Annotated in this window: 17 protein-coding genes; 14 read left to right on the top strand and 3 right to left on the bottom strand. The window is 48.4% G+C overall.

Going from position 1 to position 18,618, the window contains the following annotated elements; all coding sequences use genetic code 11:
• Positions 1-86: 86 nt before the first annotated feature.
• Together N836_RS77195 and N836_RS77190 are read left to right on the top strand one after the other, a co-directional pair.
• On the top strand, positions 87-611 hold the full coding sequence (locus N836_RS77195; RefSeq protein ID WP_023070088.1) for a helix-turn-helix domain-containing protein: 525 nt from the start codon (positions 87-89) through the stop codon (positions 609-611).
• Positions 572-1,153 (top strand): transposase, encoded by a 582-nt coding sequence (locus N836_RS77190; protein WP_031291150.1) that lies wholly within the window; start codon positions 572-574, stop codon positions 1,151-1,153. The genes N836_RS77195 and N836_RS77190 overlap by 40 nt, the downstream gene beginning before the upstream one ends.
• Here the strand turns inward: N836_RS77190 and N836_RS63370 are convergent.
• Positions 1,142-3,874, bottom strand: coding sequence for a CHAT domain-containing protein (locus tag N836_RS63370; RefSeq protein WP_023075191.1), 2,733 nt, complete (start codon positions 3,872-3,874; stop codon positions 1,142-1,144). The two genes, N836_RS77190 and N836_RS63370, sit on opposite strands and share 12 nt — an antisense overlap.
• 171 nt (positions 3,875-4,045) lie before the next feature.
• On the opposite strand from N836_RS63370, the gene N836_RS77680 reads away from it, so the two are divergent.
• From N836_RS77680 to N836_RS63310, 12 genes are all read left to right on the top strand, one after another.
• Positions 4,046-4,219 carry a hypothetical protein gene (locus N836_RS77680; protein WP_023075190.1) on the top strand — a complete coding sequence of 58 codons (174 nt, stop codon included), beginning with the start codon at positions 4,046-4,048 and terminating at the stop codon, positions 4,217-4,219.
• Positions 4,220-4,270: 51 nt separating this feature from the next.
• Positions 4,271-4,684, top strand: coding sequence for a hypothetical protein (locus tag N836_RS63365; RefSeq protein WP_023075189.1), 414 nt, complete (start codon positions 4,271-4,273; stop codon positions 4,682-4,684).
• A 58-nt stretch (positions 4,685-4,742) separates the two neighbouring features.
• Positions 4,743-5,252, top strand: coding sequence for a hypothetical protein (locus N836_RS63360; RefSeq protein WP_023075188.1), 510 nt, complete (start codon positions 4,743-4,745; stop codon positions 5,250-5,252).
• A 285-nt stretch (positions 5,253-5,537) separates the two neighbouring features.
• The gene (locus tag N836_RS63355) at positions 5,538-6,491 is read left to right on the top strand and encodes a putative 2-dehydropantoate 2-reductase (protein WP_023075187.1); all 954 of its coding nucleotides are present in this window, start codon (positions 5,538-5,540) and stop codon (positions 6,489-6,491) included.
• Positions 6,492-6,570: 79 nt separating this feature from the next.
• Positions 6,571-7,059 (top strand): WbuC family cupin fold metalloprotein, encoded by a 489-nt coding sequence (locus N836_RS63350; protein ID WP_023075186.1) that lies wholly within the window; start codon positions 6,571-6,573, stop codon positions 7,057-7,059.
• 59 nt (positions 7,060-7,118) lie between these two features.
• Complete coding sequence (locus N836_RS63345) at positions 7,119-8,549, top strand: alanine/glycine:cation symporter family protein (RefSeq protein ID WP_071789084.1); 1,431 nt, start codon at positions 7,119-7,121, stop codon at positions 8,547-8,549.
• A gap of 87 nt (positions 8,550-8,636) precedes the next feature.
• Positions 8,637-9,521, top strand: coding sequence for a hypothetical protein (locus tag N836_RS63340; protein ID WP_023075184.1), 885 nt, complete (start codon positions 8,637-8,639; stop codon positions 9,519-9,521).
• Positions 9,522-10,082: 561 nt separating this feature from the next.
• Positions 10,083-10,670 carry a LabA-like NYN domain-containing protein gene (locus tag N836_RS63335; RefSeq protein ID WP_023075183.1) on the top strand — a complete coding sequence of 196 codons (588 nt, stop codon included), beginning with the start codon at positions 10,083-10,085 and terminating at the stop codon, positions 10,668-10,670.
• 119 nt (positions 10,671-10,789) lie between these two features.
• Positions 10,790-11,011 carry a hypothetical protein gene (locus N836_RS63330; RefSeq protein WP_023075182.1) on the top strand — a complete coding sequence of 74 codons (222 nt, stop codon included), beginning with the start codon at positions 10,790-10,792 and terminating at the stop codon, positions 11,009-11,011.
• Positions 11,012-11,466: 455 nt separating this feature from the next.
• Positions 11,467-13,758, top strand: coding sequence for an ATP-binding protein (locus N836_RS63320; RefSeq protein ID WP_023075180.1), 2,292 nt, complete (start codon positions 11,467-11,469; stop codon positions 13,756-13,758).
• Between the two features lie 36 nt (positions 13,759-13,794).
• A complete protein-coding gene (locus tag N836_RS63315) occupies positions 13,795-14,259 on the top strand; it encodes a response regulator (protein WP_023075179.1) in 465 nt (154 codons plus the stop codon).
• A gap of 144 nt (positions 14,260-14,403) precedes the next feature.
• Positions 14,404-15,981 carry a sensor histidine kinase gene (locus N836_RS63310; protein WP_023075178.1) on the top strand — a complete coding sequence of 526 codons (1,578 nt, stop codon included), beginning with the start codon at positions 14,404-14,406 and terminating at the stop codon, positions 15,979-15,981.
• On the opposite strand, the gene N836_RS63305 is transcribed toward N836_RS63310, so the two are convergent.
• The gene (locus N836_RS63305; RefSeq protein ID WP_023075177.1) at positions 15,978-16,643 is read right to left on the bottom strand and encodes a response regulator transcription factor; all 666 of its coding nucleotides are present in this window, start codon (positions 16,641-16,643) and stop codon (positions 15,978-15,980) included. The genes N836_RS63310 and N836_RS63305 overlap by 4 nt on opposite strands.
• Entirely contained in the window at positions 16,643-18,094 is a 1,452-nt protein-coding gene (locus tag N836_RS63300) for a sensor histidine kinase (protein ID WP_023075176.1), read from the bottom strand. The genes N836_RS63305 and N836_RS63300 overlap by 1 nt, the downstream gene beginning before the upstream one ends.
• Positions 18,095-18,618 lie beyond the last annotated feature (524 nt).

Raw genomic sequence — 18,618 nt, 5'->3', positions numbered from 1 at the left:
CTATAGTCATCCGCCTTGATTCTTGAGGGTAGATCGGTAAGATCAGAGAACCTGTATCCATCAGAGCATCGCCTCTGCTTATCGTTATGAGTTCGGAAACAACATCCTCCAGTAACACCTCTGCTATCGAGGAATTGAAAGCCTTCATCAAGACGCAACGTGATAGTCGTCAGGTGAAGAAAGCCCTGGCGGTTAAACTGCTCTATCAAGAGCATACCTATGAATCAATCGTCAGCATTCTGGACGTCTCGATGGGCTTTATCGCGAAGTGGAAACAGGCGTATGGAGCCGAAGGAGTCAGTAGCTTTGCTCCTCGGCACAAAGGCCGCCAAAGCTATTTGAGTCATGCGCAAAAGACAGCGGTTATCGAGTGGTTAGGAAGCAAAGATATTTGGACGTTGAATGAATTGGAGTATCACCTGGCCAGTGAATATGGGGTGAGTTATGAATCTAAACAGAGTTACTACGATTTGTTTGAGTCAGCGGGACTGAGTTGGAAGAAAACGAGTAAAGTCAATCCTAAGAAAGATTCAGCTTTGGTTGCGAAAAAAAAGCCGACATCGAACGGCTATTGGCACGCTATCGAACCGAGATTGAATGCGGCAAGTTGAGAGTCTTGTTTGTCGACGAATGTCATCTGATGAGTGGTGATCTGGAAGGCTATGTTTGGGGACGTCGCAACCAGCGAGTCGAGGTGCCCATGATCAATGAGCGGGAACGACAAACCTACTATGGGGCATTGGATTTACTGAGTAAGCGTGTCTTCATTGAGGCGCAAGACAAGGGGAATACGGCGTGTACATTGGCCTACCTGAAGTTTTTGCAACGGCAGTTTCCAGACCAGCGCTTGCTAATTTTATGGGACGGGGCCAGTTACCATCGCGCTCAAGAAGTAAAATCTGCCCTAAGCGCCTTGAACTCCGGTCTGCCAGAATCCAAGTGGCGAATACATTGTGTTCGATTTGCGCCCAATGATCCGACTCAAAATCCGATTGAAGATGTGTGGTTACAGACGAAAACGTGGGTCAGACGCATGGCTGGATTAAAGCCTTCTTTTATAGGGCTCAAGGCATTATTTGAACAATTCTGCGCACTGGAGATTTTTGATTTCCCAAAAATGCACATGTATGGAACATTCTCATTAATCAAGTAGGAAAGCTATACATAAGAGATTGGCTTTTTGCCCTAAAACTCGAATTGTAGTTTCTTCTATCTCTTTATCTCTAGATTGATTCGGATACTGATTTAATTTTTCACCAACAAACTCAAAAACTTTTAATTCACTTTGATAGTCACTTATAACTTCATAATAAGTTCCTAAACAGTTGACAATTGTGGGGTTTTCACATCTCTCTAGACTAACTTTCAAAGCACTAAAAAGATTCTCATATTCCAATCGGCAGAAAAACAATCCTAACTGCCGCTGATTCGCTTCCTTCGAGCCCATCAACTGCTGATACTGCCCGGCTAGTCTCTGATAGTGATTCTTAAACCCCTCCTCCAGCGCCTCACGGGTCTCCCCATCCAGCTCCCTCAGCTTCGTCCGCAAAAAATAAGGAAATATGGGCTGTATCGTCAAACACCCTGGCATACCAGACTCATGGGGTGACAACAATCCCCAATTAATCGCCTCCTGAATCGCCCCATCAAACTGTTCAAAATCATACTCCTGAAACGGAGCCAGCTTTTTCAGCTCTTTAGCATACTCATCAATCACGCTTTGCAAAATAAACCCATTAAACGGAGCCAAACACACCAAAAGCTTCTGCGCCTCCGGCGACAAATTACTATGGGAATACTCCACACATTTCAAAATATTATTCGTCCGTTCCTCCCCACCCACATTCAAATCCACATCCACCGCCTGCAGCCCCGCCAACACCTCCTCAGGCCTCTGCCGCGCCAGATTCCCCAGTACCACCTCCATCGCCAACGGATATCCCGCCAACAGTTTCATCAGCCGCTTAAACCCATCATCTGAGCGCAGTGTCGCAATCTTCTGCGGATCTTTTACTTGGGCTGCTAACACCTTCTCCGCCAGCACCGATCGCGACTCCGGGTCCAGCCCCGCCAGGGCATACACATTCGCTTTACCATCCTTGGTAAATACCGAGGCCAGCCACTCCTCCCCCGCACGGGACCCCAGCAACACCTTTGTCTTTCCACCCCGCAGCAGGCCCAAAAACTCTGCTATCTGGGCCTGCTCCGCCTCCGGCAACGTATTTTGGATTGCCAATGCCTGCCCCGTTACAGACTCTAGATTATCCAACACCAGCCCGTAGGGGCGCGCCCGCAGCCGCTCAGCAATGTCCTCCATTTGCGCGTCTAGGGGCATAGCCTCAAAGCCCGCAAAGTCATACTGATCGGGATATAGCTCCTTCCCAACCATCCGCAAAATATATTGCAGCGTGTGGGCCGTCTCATCATAACCAAAGTAAAAAATATCCTGTACAAACCCCGTCGTCTGCCACCATTCCCGCAGATAGTTCAGCAGCGTGGTTTTGCCCGTACCCCCCATACCCCGCAACAGCAAAATATTGTGTTGCAACAGCGCCTTTTCAATTTTAAGAATCTCTAAATCCCGCCCAATAAACCCATAGGTGGGTCGCTCAAATCGATACCTCTGTCGTCGCTGCATCAGGTACTCTGCCTTCTCGCGGGGCTCCATCTCTCGCAGCTTTAGATCCACCTCCCGGTTGGCATATACCACTGGCAGCAGCCAGTCCTCTAGCTCCACAATCTGGTTAAAATACACCCGCCGATTCTTGCGGTTATGAAGCTCCTTGCGCCCCAACCGGATCGCCTCGGGAATTCCCTTCTGGGCAAACAGCTGACCATAGAGCTTTTCCATCATCAGCGCCGCCGCCGACACCGTCACCGAGTAGCCCATGGCCACCACCATCTGCACCCCCACCGCCATTAGCCGACTGCCCAAGCTGGTCTCCACAGCGCTTTCGTCGCCTGCCCGCACCTGTTTACCCGACTGACAAGCATTCAAAATACAAACCGGAATACCCTTGTTGATCAACAGCTCCGCCAGTTCCCTAGCCTCCACCGGGTCCGCCTTGCTCTTAGCTTCCCCTTCCAAAAATAAAAACGCCTTCACCCCATCATAGGGCTGCATATCTGAGCGACCATACCGGGACTGGTAGGTGTAGCGATCTTTTTTAACACCTTCCTGAAACTGGTTGTAGGTCATCAGGCCACCATGCACGTCAAAATGCACAATGTGGTAATACCCTTCTTTGTCTTCCAAATGCTCCGACAGCGTCTGATAGGTACCCGGTCGCAACAGTTCGACATTTACTCGCAGCTGCGCCTGCTGGATGGCTTCAATCAACGGTCGCGAAATGGTGCGATAGCCCACATCCGACTCTTCATCCGGTCGAGCTGTTACCACTAGCAAATTAATGGTGGACGAGGGCTGTAGTACGCTGTCCACATCTTTCTGAAAAAAGCGCTTGCGCGTCACCACACAATCTACCGCAAACGCCCTGGGCTGGTCGGGATCTTTTAGGGCTTCCCAGTGCAGCGCCTGAAACTCTGGAGATTCTCCGATGATCTCAATTTGCAGATTGCTCAATCCCTGTCGGCACACAGTCTCATAGGCGCTGTACGCTTTACGAGCGGAAAATATCTGCTCAAACAAATCGTGACCATAGGTCTGAATACTAGCCGCTGCCCGCTGGGCCTTTACCGTCTGATCAAACGGAAACTTAATCCACTCTTCGAAGTAAAACTCCAGTTCCTGTTCCTGCTTCGCATCAAAGGGATCGCTAATCGTAATGTCGTACTGCGTTTGATTATCGACACTTAGCGTGGCCTCAAAACCAGTAGCTGTTTTTGCCCGTTCACGAATGGTTAGCGTAGGCATAGGAGCAATTTTGTAGGAGGAGCGCCAAATTCACCGTTATGCTAGCTCAGGCAACCCGAGGGTAACCATCGTCGTTAGGCTACTTTTGGACCAGTTTCTATTCATACAAGCCTCTACACCCAAACCACGGACAAATTGCCCTTAATCTAAACTGCTAAAATTAGAACCACATTGGGCTGCCGATTTCTCATAGCCATTGCAACTCAGCGCTTCACCCTCAATGACTACCTGGCCTATGATGACGGCACCGCCTACGAACTTGTCAATGGAGAACTTGTCCGTAAACCCTTTCTATCAGAAATTCTCTGGAAACCTAAAGCTGACTTTAAGTACGCCTCATTTTAGCTGGGACGTTCTGTAATCTGGGAGACATACCTGAGTATGGGGGAATAGCTGATGAAATGGCGTAACGTCACAAAAGGACTGATCCTTGCCGGTTTAGGAACGCTTGCCGTACTTGCTGTTCCCTCAGCTAATGCTCAGGAAGATGAGCTACCCCCTACCGCCCGTTATGCGGCTGGCGAAGATGTTGATCTTGCCCTCATTATCGCAGAATGGAAAGAGCGCTTTCCCGATATCCCGGTCTTTGCCTGTGCTTGTAATGCTGACGTGTGCGACCATACTGAACGCTGGCCATTTCGTAGCTATGACCAGTATCAGCTGACTGTTGCTCTGGGACCCTTCAATGGAGAATACACAGAAAGTCTAGGCTTCAATTGCTTTGATATCCAGACAGGGCAAGGATTAAACCAGGAAGCCGAGACTCCAACAGAGCCAACAGAGCCAGCCCCCCCCCACAGAACCAACTGAACCAGAGCCCAACGGCCCACCCACCGCATCTGTCTCAGACGACAATACGGGTCTGATTTTGACCTGGCCAGATAATCAGACTAATACGATTGACGTTACGGGCTGGAATATCACCATTTTAGATGCGCTAGATTGTGAAACTGCAACTCAAGTCCCTGAAACGATATTCAACGCTCGTCGTATTATTGGTACTCCTATTGTCGATCCACTCACCAGTAATGTGGCAGTGCCAGTACTCTTAGAAGAATGTTTTGAGACACAACAAACTGCCGTATTTGTTGTTGCCCCCCAGGGGGTGAGAACCTATGCCCTATATCGAGTTCAGGTGCCGGGCGAACGTGCATTTCCCAATGAGTTTTCTAGCTACGGCCTGGATAGTATTGGCGGTTTGCAATATTGGGACTCTACTCTGCTAGTCCGTCATGGTTCAGCATCGGGAGCCGAAGCGCTGTTGGTATTTCGACCGGATAGTACGCCAGCGGGTTCATTTGCCAGTTGTGGATTCTTAAACACATTGGAAGGAGCAGATAGACTTTGTCCATCAGACCTGGCACAAGCCTCGCAATAGACGGTGCAACTTTTCAGTGGGGACAAAAGCTGGTGCAAAGTGACACTAGCTGCTCAATGCGTGTCTCTCGTTCAAAAAGCTACCCAGTGCGGTTAATTCATAGAGAGGTGTAGTAACGATATGGACGCACCCCACAGGCCCAACAGATAACACTTCTGAGTTTTAAGGTCTAGCATTTTCTCAGACTTATGGAACTATTGTTTGTTTCGTTGTGGTAAAGGTTCTAAAGTCGCTCTGTCACTTGCTTTATACAATGAATGCATGGTAATCAGAGGCTGAATAACCATGTCGACTAAACGCTATGGCATTATTGGCACAGGGGCCATTGGTGGATATTACGGAGCGCGGTTACAGCAGAGTGGCTGTGATGTGCATTTCTTGTTGCGTAGCGACTATGACCAGGTGAACAAGCATGGATTGATCGTGGAATCGGTCGCTGGTGATATCACGCTACCCCAGGTAAATGCCTATAACAATCCCAGGGATATGCCACCCATGGATGTTGTTGTCATTGCTTTAAAGACAACCCAGAATCATCGATTGGCAGAGCTGATACCACCACTGCAAGAGGGCGCAGTCATCCTCACATTACAAAATGGTCTGGGTATTGAAGCGGACATGACTCAGCTAGTGCCACCGCAACAAATTATGGGAGGGCTATGTTTTATTTGCTCTAACAAGACTGGCCCTGGACATATTTGTCATCTGGACTACGGCAAAATTCAGCTGGGGGCCTACAGCGCTGCCCATCAACAGCGAGCGTTGACGCCAACCATGATGACTATTGCCGACGATTTCCGTCGGGCTAAAATTGCTATTGATATTACCAACGATCTTTTTATTGCTCGCTGGCGCAAGCTTGTGTGGAATGTTCCTTACAACGGGCTATCGGTAGTGTTGGACGCGACAACCGATGAGCTGATGGCGGATGCAAGGGTAAAAGCTAGAATTTACACCCTGATGACAGAGGTGATTACCGCTGCTAATGCTTGGGTGGATCACCTGGCCGCCTCTGCTGTCTCGACCCGGCGAATTCCCCTCACCTGGGCCACTCAAATGCTGGAGGCCACCACCCGGATGCAGCCCTATCGTACCAGTATGAAAATTGACTTTGATGAAGGTCGGCCTTTGGAGGTGGAAGCGATCCTGGGGAATCCAGTTCGGGCGGCAGCTCAGATGGGGGTGGCAGTGCCTGAGATGGCAACGCTTTATCGGCAGGTGAAGGAACGCTCTCATTGAGCCCCCCTTTACATAGGTTTACACTGGTAGATAACTCTGGTCATTAACCAGGACCCTCTTCCTAAATCATCACTGCCCCATGCCTACCGTTATTAAATGCGTATCCCAGGAACTGTTTGATAGTGTTTCCCAGGAGGCGTTGGCCTTACCGCGCTTGCGTAAAAACCATAATTTTCACCAGCTGCCAGACAGGGTGCAGCGGTTTATCAATGTGCTGCAGCCGGGGACCTATGTGCGTCCCCATCGTCATTTGCGGGCTCAGGATGGTAACGGGTTTGAGCTGTTTTTGGTGCTCCAGGGAGAAATTGGTTTTTTAGTGCTGGATGGGCAGGGCCAGGTGCTGCAGATGGAGCGGCTCTGTGCTGAGGGGCCAACCTACGGACTGGAGCTATTGGAAGGGCAGTATCACACGTTGATTGCCTTGGCTCCCGATACGGTGATGTTTGAAATTAAAGAAGGTCCCTATGTGCCAGCGGCGGATAAGGACTTTATGGATGCTTTTCCGGCGGAAGGAACGGCGGCAGCTCAGCGCCAGGTGCAGGCCTGGGCTGACTTGTTTTTGACATGACCTGATGGGGGCAGTACTTGCCTAGGCGATACCGTTTTGTTTTATACAAAGATATTATTTTGAATTACGTTTTAACGAATTTTGACCACGTTTTTGATCTTGGGGTAACGCTGTTGGAGCGTACTCTGTTTTTTAAGCTGTGGGGAATGCCGCTGATTGTGCTGTGGCTGATGGCTGGGTCGGTATACCTGACGCTGCGGATGGGGTTTATTAATGTGCGCGGGTTAGGCCATGGTCTGGCGGTGCTGCGGGGTGACTATGATGATCCAGATGAAGTGGGTGAGGTGAATCACTTTCAGGCCTTGGCGACGGCGATGTCGGCAACGGTCGGGTTGGGGAATATTGCTGGAGTTGCGATCGCAATCCAACTGGGTGGACCTGGTGCTGTCTTCTGGATGACCGTAGCTGGGCTCCTGGGCATGACCACCAAATTTACCGAATGTACCCTGGCCCAGCAGTACCGCGTTGTCCAAGACGGTCAGGTTCTCGGCGGTCCCATGTACTATCTCAGCCAGGGATTAGCTGAACGTGGTCTCAAACCCATGGGACAGTTACTCGCGGTCACCTTTGCCATACTTTGTATGGTGGGAGCCTTGGGGGGTGGCAACATGTTCCAGGCCAATCAGTCAGCTATAGCTGTCGCTGCACTGGCCGAACAGCTGCACTGGGGCTGGCTCAGCGATCCACGAGTTTATGGTGTAGCCCTGGCCCTGGCTGTTGCTGCCGTCATCCTGGGGGGACTGCAGCGTATTGCCCAGGTTGCCTCGGCCATTGTCCCCACCATGGTCGGTCTTTATCTCACCGCTGCCCTATGGATCGTCTTTCACCACCTGGGAGATATCCCCGCCGCCCTGGCCCAAATCTGGCACTCCGCCTGGCATCCGGTGGCCATTGAAGGCGGTATCGTTGGCGTCATGGTCCAGGGGCTGCAGCGCGGTGTTTTCTCTAACGGAGCCGGGACTGGTGCTGCGGCCATTGCCCATGCCACCACCAAAAACCCCGAGCCTGTTCGTGAAGGCCTTGTTGCCCTGGTGGAACCGCTAATCGACACGGTCCTTATCTGTAATCTGACGGCTTTAGTCTGTCTGCTAACTGGGGTTTATCAGCCTGGTAGCATTGTCAACGGCATTAAACTGACAGCCACCGCCTTTGCCTCTGAGGTGCCCATAATGACTTGGGGGCTGGCCATTATTGTCTGTCTGTTTAGCTTTTCTACAATTATTTCCTGCTTTTACTATGGTGAAGCCTGCTGGCGCTATTTGCTTGGTGAACGGGGACTGCTGACCTACAAACTGCTCTATATTTTGGGTAGCTTTGGTGGCACTGTTATTGGTCTAGAAACCGTCATTCGCTTTAGCGACATCATGGTCTTTGCCCTGGGTATTCCCAATATGTTGGGACTACTGCTGTTGTCCAACCAGGTAGCCCGCAGCCTAGAGAAATACTGGCAAGTTAAACCTCAGCCTGTGTCGCTGCAATCGCCTTCCTAGACATCCACGTCAATCTAAGACTCCACTTTTGATAAATCGGTGTACCCTATAGGCACTTTTAATGGTTAGTCGGGCTGTGGTCAGGTAATGGGTAGTGATGTTTTGATTTTGACAATTTACTTTTTGGTGGTGATTTATGTGCTCTACCAAATGGCGCTATCTGTCGAGAATGCACTAGAGAATAAGTTAAGGATCGATCTCAATCGCACTGTGCTGACTGAGCAACTTGGTCAGCAGTTGCAACAATTACCTCCTGACCAGAAAATCACAGCAGAGATAGAAGACCTGGAAATAGAGGGTAAAAAATTACCCCCCCAACTATCGCTCTCTGTTACATCCCAAATCAACCCTAAACAGACCCGCAAGGTCGTCGTTAAAGTTGGCCCCATGGGCAAAATGCCTATGGCTGAATCGCTGATGGCCCTGAATGTGACCATTATCAATACCACCAGTGATGCCCAGATTTTTATTGACTGGGATAAAAGCTCTGTTACGGCCGGCCTTGCTCGACAAACGCAGCGAGTTGTGCGCTCCGGCATCCCCATCAGTAGTGATTTGTCTCGTTCCCAGGTGCTGAGTGTGATCAATCCGGGGGAAACATTTAGCACTAAGGTGACCGGTGAGAACCGGCTCAGTCTTAATGCTGAAACCCGTACCCTGACTCCGGGTAGGGCTTTGGTCAATATGCAGGAAGTGGCCACTAAGATCGCGCTTTTCATGGAAGACTCTGCTGAAGATGAGGAGATTCCTCCTGTTTTTGCCTATAGTCTGGGGTTAATGATTGGTATTCGTCAGATTACTCACGACCAAACTAATCACACAACTTATTTATTGTTACCCTTTGCGTTTCAGGCTGTCTTGCTACCGGATGAGATTGCCTTTCCACCCTTGCGTTGGCTGCTCAATCGTCCTCGACCAGCGACGGCCCGTGAAGCCTTTAGCGCTCTGATTTTAGGTCGTCCAAGACTGTAGGTGGTGCGGAAAAACCGTTGGTGTGTATTGGCTGCTCCCTATGGACCGGGTTAGCTAGAAGGATTGCCCTATGGTGTCAGAGATTTTGACGCCTACCTAGTCAGGGTCACAGTCTGAATTCCCATGCCTCCGCCTTCATGCTTCCGTCCTTTACCGGGTGAATGTAACGGAAATCTTAAGGCCATATTTTTGAGTATAACCGTTGCTATACAAGTCTTCCAGCCGCCAATTCATAAATTTATGTAAATAAATAATTCGCAGAGATGACTCAGTTTTGCAAATCTTAAGATATTATTAAGCATAGTAATTCGTGATTTGTGTCTCAGCCGGGTCCTATTGTTGACTTGGCCCATTGATTTTAAAAATCCAACTAATTTGAGGGTTTTCGAAAGTTCGTTTGTAGTGTGGCTGAGGGGTATTGATCCTCATTTGGTTGTTGGCAGATCTGCTTTGGCAATGTGCTCTTTAAAGACCAGTTAATTGAACCAGCTTTCGCCCATCCAAAAGAATTTCTCGAATAGCTCTTTTTGTCCATCATTTCAGTCGAGGATTCTTGCTGTGATGCTGAATAACAACACAACGGTCTTTAGAAATCTGCCAGCCGCTTTATCCCGTCAAGGTTCGGGTAAGGTGTCAGTGTTTATCGATGCTGCCCACATCTTTTATGCCGCTTCAACCTTAGGCATCGAGATTGATTACAGTAAACTGGTGGCCCAGTTAGTGCCCCAGGGCCAATTGCTGCGAGCTTATTTTTACTCGGGAGTTGATCCAAATAATGCTAAACAGCAAGGGTTTTTACTTTGGATGAAACGCAACGGCTATCGGGTGATCACTAAGGAAATCATCACAAAAGAAAATGGAGATGGCGGGCATCGCCCCATTGATTTTTGTGTGGAAATTACAACAGATATCCTGGCTCAAGCGGCTGTTTGTGAGACTGTTATCTTGGTGACTGGAGATGGCCGCTTTACTCATCTACTCAGGCATCTTGCGTATTCCAATACCCGTACTGAACTGGTTAGCCTCCAGTCGATTACCAGTGAGAAGTTGCTGAGTGAGGCTGACTGTGCGATTGATATAGAAGGGTTTAAAGATGCGATCGCAAAACGCCATATTACCTATAAGCGTTCTAGGTTTAGTGCCGCCTAGAGTGTAGCTATCAATAGTTTTGAGTCTCCAGTTTTGGGTCTCCTAATCAGCAATTAGAGCTTGTCTTTGTATGCAACCCTCTAATTGCTGTTTCTTCTAACAGTCAATGCTTAACAAAAATGATTTCATTTGATAGCAAGCATCTACATCTACTCTGGAGTGTGGTAGAAACCCATAGCCATGTACTGCAAGAATTGAGTGATGAGGCTCTCTGTCTGTGGCTGCAGAAAAAGATTAAAGACAGCATTTATCTAAGTCATGAAGACATGGGCGAGATTAAGGCCTATATTGCTAGCCGCAGTCATTTAATTCGCGATGTAGCTAACTCCCAACATCTCTAGGGCTCCCATAGCGAGATTGTCAAATACCGACTGCGGGCAAGCTATAGAGTTTCCACACAATAAAGCAATATAGTCCCATCGGCATCAAGACCAGGCCAGCCAAAAACATAAAAGCGGCCCAGCGGTGCTGGGAAACCATTGCCTTTCTATTCAAAACCATCAATAGGATTCCTACTTTCAACAAACAAGGCTGTGTCCCACCCATAGGCAAAACAAGCCAACCGAATCATTAAGGAAATGGCTATCTATCCGCACAATCAATGGCGATAGCTATCAAATACTCTGACTAACGCTTAGGACCAAATACACTAGCCGAAGATTTGTACATATTTATATCTGAGGTTTTTAGCCATGTTAAGCAAATTTCAGGTTCTCTTAATCTTCCGTAATACTTGCAGCAGGAGGAAAATATATTAAGTTGTTTCCTATAGCTGCCCACACCCACACCCGCCAGAATGCGACCGTCTGATTCCCTCCATAGTCCAGGTAGACTTCTGCAGGATCATGAATCCTTTCCTGTCCATCTGATTGACTTGACTCAGCCCCATGGTGTGTTGATGGTCCTGGAACAGACTACTTTTACCATCACGCAAATTAGTGAAAATGCAGCCTGTCACCTAAAGGTTAGCCCTCAAACATTGCTAGGGCAGCCATTGCTCGATCTGATTGAGCCCACAACGTCGATGGCACAACTGCAGAATTGCCTGGAGACCTGTACCCCACACCCCAGCTATAGCTCCATTGCAATTTCCGTCGCTGGAGTCACCCAGCACTTTGATGGCCTGATTCATCGGGTAAATGAAGCCATTATTGTAGAGCTTGAGCCTGCCAGCTTACAGACAGTGGTTGAACTGACGCCTTTACAAAATCAGGTTCAACGGGCCATGGCTCGTCTGCGAAAACTAGAGGATATTACCGAATTTCTGCACGCCGCCGCCACGGAAATACAGTCACTAACTGGCTATGACCGCGTCATGGTTTACCAGTTTGATGACAATAATGCTGGTGAGGTAATTGCTGAAGTTAAACCGGCTGAGGAAGTCTCCTACCTGGGACTACACTATCCGGCAACGGATATCCCTGCTTTAGTGCGACAGCTTTATCAGCAGACTATTGTCCGCTTTATTCCCGATTTGACTGCTTCCCAAATTGAACTAGTCAGTGCCGTGCCAGCTGAGGCTCCTCTTGATTTAAGTCAAGCCGTACTGAGGGGAGTCGATCCGTGCTGCATCGAATACCACCAGAATATGGGCGTGACGGCTTTGCTGGTTGTTGCCCTGGTTAGAAACAATCAGCTTTGGGGCTTGATCGCCTGTCATCATCGTACGGCAAAGTTTTTACCCTATGTTGTCCGTTCTGCCTGTGAGGTGCTAGGGCAGCTGGTGGCGGCTGAGTTAATGAGTAAAGTCAATCGTAATGAACTGGCTTATCTCAATAGCCTACAGGCGATTCAGACAGATTTTGTGGATTCCATTGCCAGGGCCAAAGACTTTAAGCAAGCCTTAATTCATCCAGTGCCACGGCTTTTAGAGGTGGTCAGTGCCCAAGGGGCTGCCATCTGTCTCGATGAGGATATTACGCTGATTGGGAATACTCCTGCGTTGGCAGATGTACGGGCTTTAATTGATTGGTCCATGGCTGAACAGCCTACGGAGATTCTTCATACCAACTGTTTATCCAATGTCTACCCGGACGGGGGCCATTTTCAAGCCGTTGCCAGTGGGCTGATTGTGTTAAAAATCTCGCAGCTGCGGCGTTATTTGATTCTTTGGTTTCGTCCGGAGGTCCTACAAACGGTTAACTGGGCTGGCAATCCCCATGACTCTGTTGATGTTGCTGATGATGGCAGCATCGTGCTTTGTCCCCGCGCGTCTTTTGAACAATGGAAAGAGATTGTGCAGGCCACTGCGTTGCCCTGGCATCCGGCGGAGTTGGCCAATGCTCTGGCTCTGAAAAACGCCATTGTGGGTATTGTGCTGAATAAAGCCGATGAACTAGCTCAAATTAATCTTGAACTAGAGCATAGGAATCTTGAACTTGACTCATTTGCCTATGCCGCCTCCCACGATCTCAAAGAGCCTCTAAGGGGTATCACCAATTTTTCCAATTTAATGTTGAGACGCTATGGTCAGACTCTAGATGAATCTGGGGTTAAACGGTTAAAAACCCTGGTCAAACTGGCGGAAAGAATGGATCGATTAATTGATGCTCTGCTCAAGTTTTCTCGTTTAGGTCAAGCAGAGCTACAGTTCCAATCAACAGACTTGAATGTCACGTTATCCAGGGTGATGGAGATGTTGCAGACGGGGCGTGAGGGAGCAATGCCCCCGCTCCAAATTCAGGTGCCCCGGCAGCTCCCTACGGTCACGGCTGATCCTGTGCTGATTACGGAAGTATTGAGTAACCTGCTGAGCAATGCTCTCAAGTATACCCATAAGTCTGAGCCAACGATTGAAGTGGGGTATTTAGACCCGGCTGATCCACACATTCTGAGCCAGGAGATCGCTGCCGATGCCTGTGTCATCTATGTCAAAGATGATGGCATCGGCATCCATGAGCGCCATTTTCAAAACATATTTCGTCTCTTCAAACGGTTGCACGAACGTGACAGCTACGGAGGGGGTACCGGTGTAGGGTTGACGATTGCCAAAAAAATTATTGAGCGTCACGGTGGACAAATCTGGGTAGAGTCTAACGCTGGTGAAGGAACAGCATTTTACTTCGTGCTAAGCTGTGAAGAAAAATAATAAATTCTGACGAAAAATTAATTTTTCCTTAAATTTATGCGCGAGCCTAACAAAACCCCTTTAATAGTCGTTGAAGATAGCGATGAAGATTTTGAAGTTCTCCAGCTCTTCATGGAGGACATGGCCGTTGCTAATCCGATCTATCGGTTTACAACCGGGGATAAGGCTCTAGATTTTTTGTATCGTGGTCAGTATAAAAGTGCCGAGACGGCTACCTGGCCTTCGATGATTTTGTTGGATTTAAATTTGCCTGGAACTGATGGTAGAGAAGTTTTGGAACGGTTGAAGCAAGATGAACAGTTCCGTGAAATTCCCATCGTTATTTTTACAACCAATTCTGACCCTAGAGATATCAAGTTTTGCTATCGAAAAGGGGCTAACGGATATCTGATCAAACCGGTTAGAACAGAACAGTTTGAGAAAGCAGTGCAGGCGTTTGTTGACTACTGGCTCAATACCAATACTCCTCCTGAATGGGTGGAATTGACTGGCATTGAGTAGGGGCAGCCCGTGCTTAGGAGACATGAGGCTGCGGCCATCAGTCTCTTGGAGAGCATATGTTAAGTTTTGTATTCTAAATTTTATATTTTATTAACAATTAAAAAATGGTGTCATGCTAAGGTATCAGATGCTCAGTTGTCATCCATGTCTTCAGCCCACACATTACTCATCGTTGATGATTGTGCCGAGGATCGAGAGGTTTACCGCGAATACCTTTCTAGCGATCCTCATAATACCTATGAATTCTGTGAGGCTTCCCTGGCTGAAGTTGCGCTGGATCTTTTCTTAAATCAGCAGTTTGATGTTGTTCTGCTGGACTTCTATATGCCCGATATGACGGGGCTAGAGTTTCTGGGGCAGTTAAAGCAACGTCAGCACAAGCTGCAATCTCCTATTATTATGCTGACGGGCCAGGGGAACGAAGAACTGGCGGTACAGGCCATGAAGCATGGTGTGCAAGACTATCTGGGCAAACAACATCTGCAGCCGGAAATTTTGCAGCGTACGGTTAGAAGTGTTATTCAGCAATCTCATCTCCATGTTGCCCTCCATAAAACCCGTGAGCAACAACGGTTGATTGCTACGACGGCATTGAGAATTCGACAGTCTCTAGATCTCGATCAGATTTTGGATACGGCTGTGGCTGAAGTGCAGCAGCTGTTGGAGTGTGATCATGTGGCGGTGTATCAATGTAATGGTCAGGAAACTCCTAAAATCAAGGCTGAGTTAGGTAACCGCTGGTGTCCAACAGATGATCTACATCCTGGACTAGACGGGGCGAACCCTAGCTATCGTGAGCTGAGCGCGCCTATTTTGATTAATGCACCACCATTATCCCAGAGTCATACCTGGGGATATCTGGTGGCTTATCAATGTTCTAAGGTGACGATGTGGCCGCCGGAGGAGCATAATTTGCTCCATGAGCTGGCGGTGCAGTTGGCGATCGCAATCCAACAAGCCGAACTCCTCTCCCAAACCCAGGCTGCCTTAGAAAAAGCTCAGGAACTCAACCAGTTTAAATCCCAAATTCTGGCAACAGTTTCCCATGAATATCGGTCTCCCCTATCGGTTATCCTGGGCGCATCGTCTACCCTAGATCGCCACGGTCAGCGTCTAGAACCGTCCCAGCAGAGTCGTTTTCTCACTATGATTCAAGAGAAAGCCAGACATATGACCCGGCTGGTTGACAACATGCTAGTTATGCACCAATGCGAGTTAGATCAGGCCCGGTTTGAGCCTGCTCCGATCAATATTCTACAGTTTGTTGCCGATCTGGTTGAAGAGCATCGAGAAGCGGCAACCAAGCACGAGCTAGTCTTGCAGGTGACTGGTAAAACAGGTGGCTTTTGGGGAGATCAGGGGATGCTGCGTCTTGCTATCGACAATCTTCTCTCCAATGCTTTTAAATTCTCTCCCGATGGAGACCGCATTGAAGTACATTTGTTGGGAGACAACAGCACAATCACCGTTTCCATCAAAGATTTTGGCATCGGTATTCCCGATGATGATCAACCCCATTTATTTCAGTCTTTTAGTCGCGCTAGCAATGCGAGTCATATTCAAGGAATTGGTCTGGGGCTGTCGATTACCAAAGCCTGCATTGATTTACACGAGGGCACTCTAGGCTTAGAAAGCCAGGAAGGCTGTGGTACCAAGGTGTTTTTTCAACTGCCTAAACAGCCGCAATCTTTGCAACAGATGTATCCCACAGACCAGGGCTAAACCGGCATCCGGTATCCCATGCCTCGCACGGTTTCAATTAAGTGACTGCCCAACTTTTTACGTAAATAGCCTACATAGACATCCACCACATTAGAACCGGGGGCGTAGTCGTAGCCCCAGACACGATCGAGCAGCTGTTCACGACTGAGCACCTGTCCTGGATGGCTCATAAAGGTTTCTGCTAGGGTAAACTCACGGGCCGATAGTTCAATCACCTGTTCTCCCACCTGTGCTAATCGTGTGCGCAGGTTAAGCACAACATTGTGATGCTGCAGCATCCATTCCGGTTCCGGGCTGGCATTGCTCGGCCGTAGCCTGACGCGAATCCGGGCTAACAGTTCTTCAAACCGGAAGGGTTTGGTGACATAGTCATCGGCTCCTAGCTCAAAGCCTGTGAGCTTATCAGCAATATCGTCACGGGCGGTCAAAATAATAATGGGAATCTGACAGGCTTGACCGCGTAACTCTTCTAGCACCGACAGGCCGTCTTTTTTTGGTAGCCCTAAGTCGAGCACAATCAGGTCAAACTCGCCGTCTAAAGCGGAGCTAATGGTCTCTTCACCAGTCGTTGCGATCGCGGTGCTAAACCCATTAGCCTGCAATCCTTTATCCAGAAACGCCGCTACCCGCGCTTCATCTTCAGCAATCAAGATGCGTCTCATTAGTGAACCTCCTGATAGGCACTTAGAACCAACGGTTGTTCTATCGGGAGGGTCAACGTAAATACCGAGCCGACATTGACCTGGCTAGATAGCCCAACGCGACCACCATGGGCCTCAACAACCGCCCGCACAATGGCTAGCCCCAAACCCGAACCATCGGATTTACGCTGAGTGTGTTGCACCCGTGCAAAGCGGTCAAATACCCGCACCTGCTCCGCTTCCGGGATACCTTCACCCGTATCCTCCACCCAAAACTCTACACAGCCATTTCTCCCTCGGCAGCCCAGGGTAATCCGATCGCCCGTCTGGGTATGTTGTGCTGCATTATTGAGCAAATTTAGCAGCGCCCCCGTTAGCCGTTGCGGATCGGCAACAATCTTGGTGCGAGTCTCTATGGCTAACTGCCAATCACGATCTGCCAGGGTCTGGGCCTTGGTAAACAGGTCAGTACAGAGATGGGCAACATCTAGAGTCTCAAAGCGGAGAAAGTTGGGATGCTCAGACTTAACAATCAAAATCAAATCGTTAACCAAACGCCCCATGCGGTCTAGTTCATCCAGGATCAAGTCTCTGGTCTCCGCTTGCTCTACCGGATCATCTCCCATCAGCTCTAAATGCCCTTGCATGATGGTAATTGGCGTACGTAGCTCATGGCCAGCATCATTGATAAAATTACGCTGGCTATTAAATGCTGCCTGCAGACGATCCATCATGGCATTAAAGGTGGTTGCCAGGTCCGCCAGTTCACCAGTGCCGACAACAGCAATGCGACTATCTAAATCTGTCTCGTTAATAGCACGGGCCGTCACGGCTAAATCCTGAACTGGTTTTAACAACCGTCCTGAGGTCAGCCACGCCAGGGCTAGTGCCAACACCAGCAGCCCACCGACAACTTCCATAAATACATACACACCGGCCAGGGCCTCTTGCCGTTCCCCGGCTGACAGATGGGCGATGACAAACTGTCCCTGGAGTTCACCATCTATCACTAAGGGCTCAACTATGTAGAGTATATCGCCAATGCTAGCATCCCCAGTAATCTCCTGATCTTGAGTGTTTTCACTGAGCTGCGTCCATGTTTCAAATAATCCGGAGTTTTCATTGATGGCGTTCGGTAGAAAGCCAGGGTTAGACCGATAAACATTATCCTCTACAATCGCAATCAGAAAGTTGTCATCCTCTGGCAAAGTGCCGGACATATAGTCATCAATAGTTGTCTTTAGGGAGGCCATTGATTGGTTTTCGGACGCTAGCCATTCGGTATAGGCATCCTTAAACTCTTCAACTTCTTCTTGCAGATCCTCGTTCACACGCTTATCAACCCCTGAGAATAGCAACGTGCGAAAAATAGGCACAGCCAGACCCACAGCAATAAGCATAAAAGCCACATAGATCAAAAAGATCCGAGTTCGTGCTTCTCTAAAAAAATCTAATGTTCTAGAGGGTTTCATCCTAAAAATGCATACAGATTATGTTGAACTCAACTTTCAGGAAAGGTATCTGTAACTTTACTTCCTTTGTTTACAAACGATGTCTGCAAGAATTATTCGGAACTGCTCAAAAAATAAGATTGCTTGACTAACCAGACAATGAAAGATGTGACATTTCAAGAACTGGCTACCTACGAAGATAAAATGTTTTTTATACACGGTAGAGATGCGTGACTTTTTCTCATTCCGATGCTTAAAAACAGTATCTAATAAAACTTTAGATGAGTTCTTAAATTAATTTTAGAGAGTCCTGAAAACCCTGTAAATTTAGGGCTTTCATAAAAATAATGGCTTTTATAAGCGATATCCTATCATGTTTGTGTTATTTGGGGTTGACGGCTGAAATATACTCACAGCAACTTAATCAGCGATTAACCTCAATTATCTAAATTAACTCTCATGAGAGTGCTCTAATAATTGCTTCATTCAAGATTTAAGCAAACTAGCGACAGTAGTTTCATCGGTCCAAATGGAACTGTTGGAGA

Origin of the sequence: Leptolyngbya sp. Heron Island J (assembly GCF_000482245.1) — a bacterium.
Taxonomy (GTDB): Bacteria; Cyanobacteriota; Cyanobacteriia; order Phormidesmidales; family Phormidesmidaceae; genus Leptothoe.
Note: the sequence above shows the minus strand (reverse complement) of the source record. Positions and strands in the feature narration are given on the sequence as shown.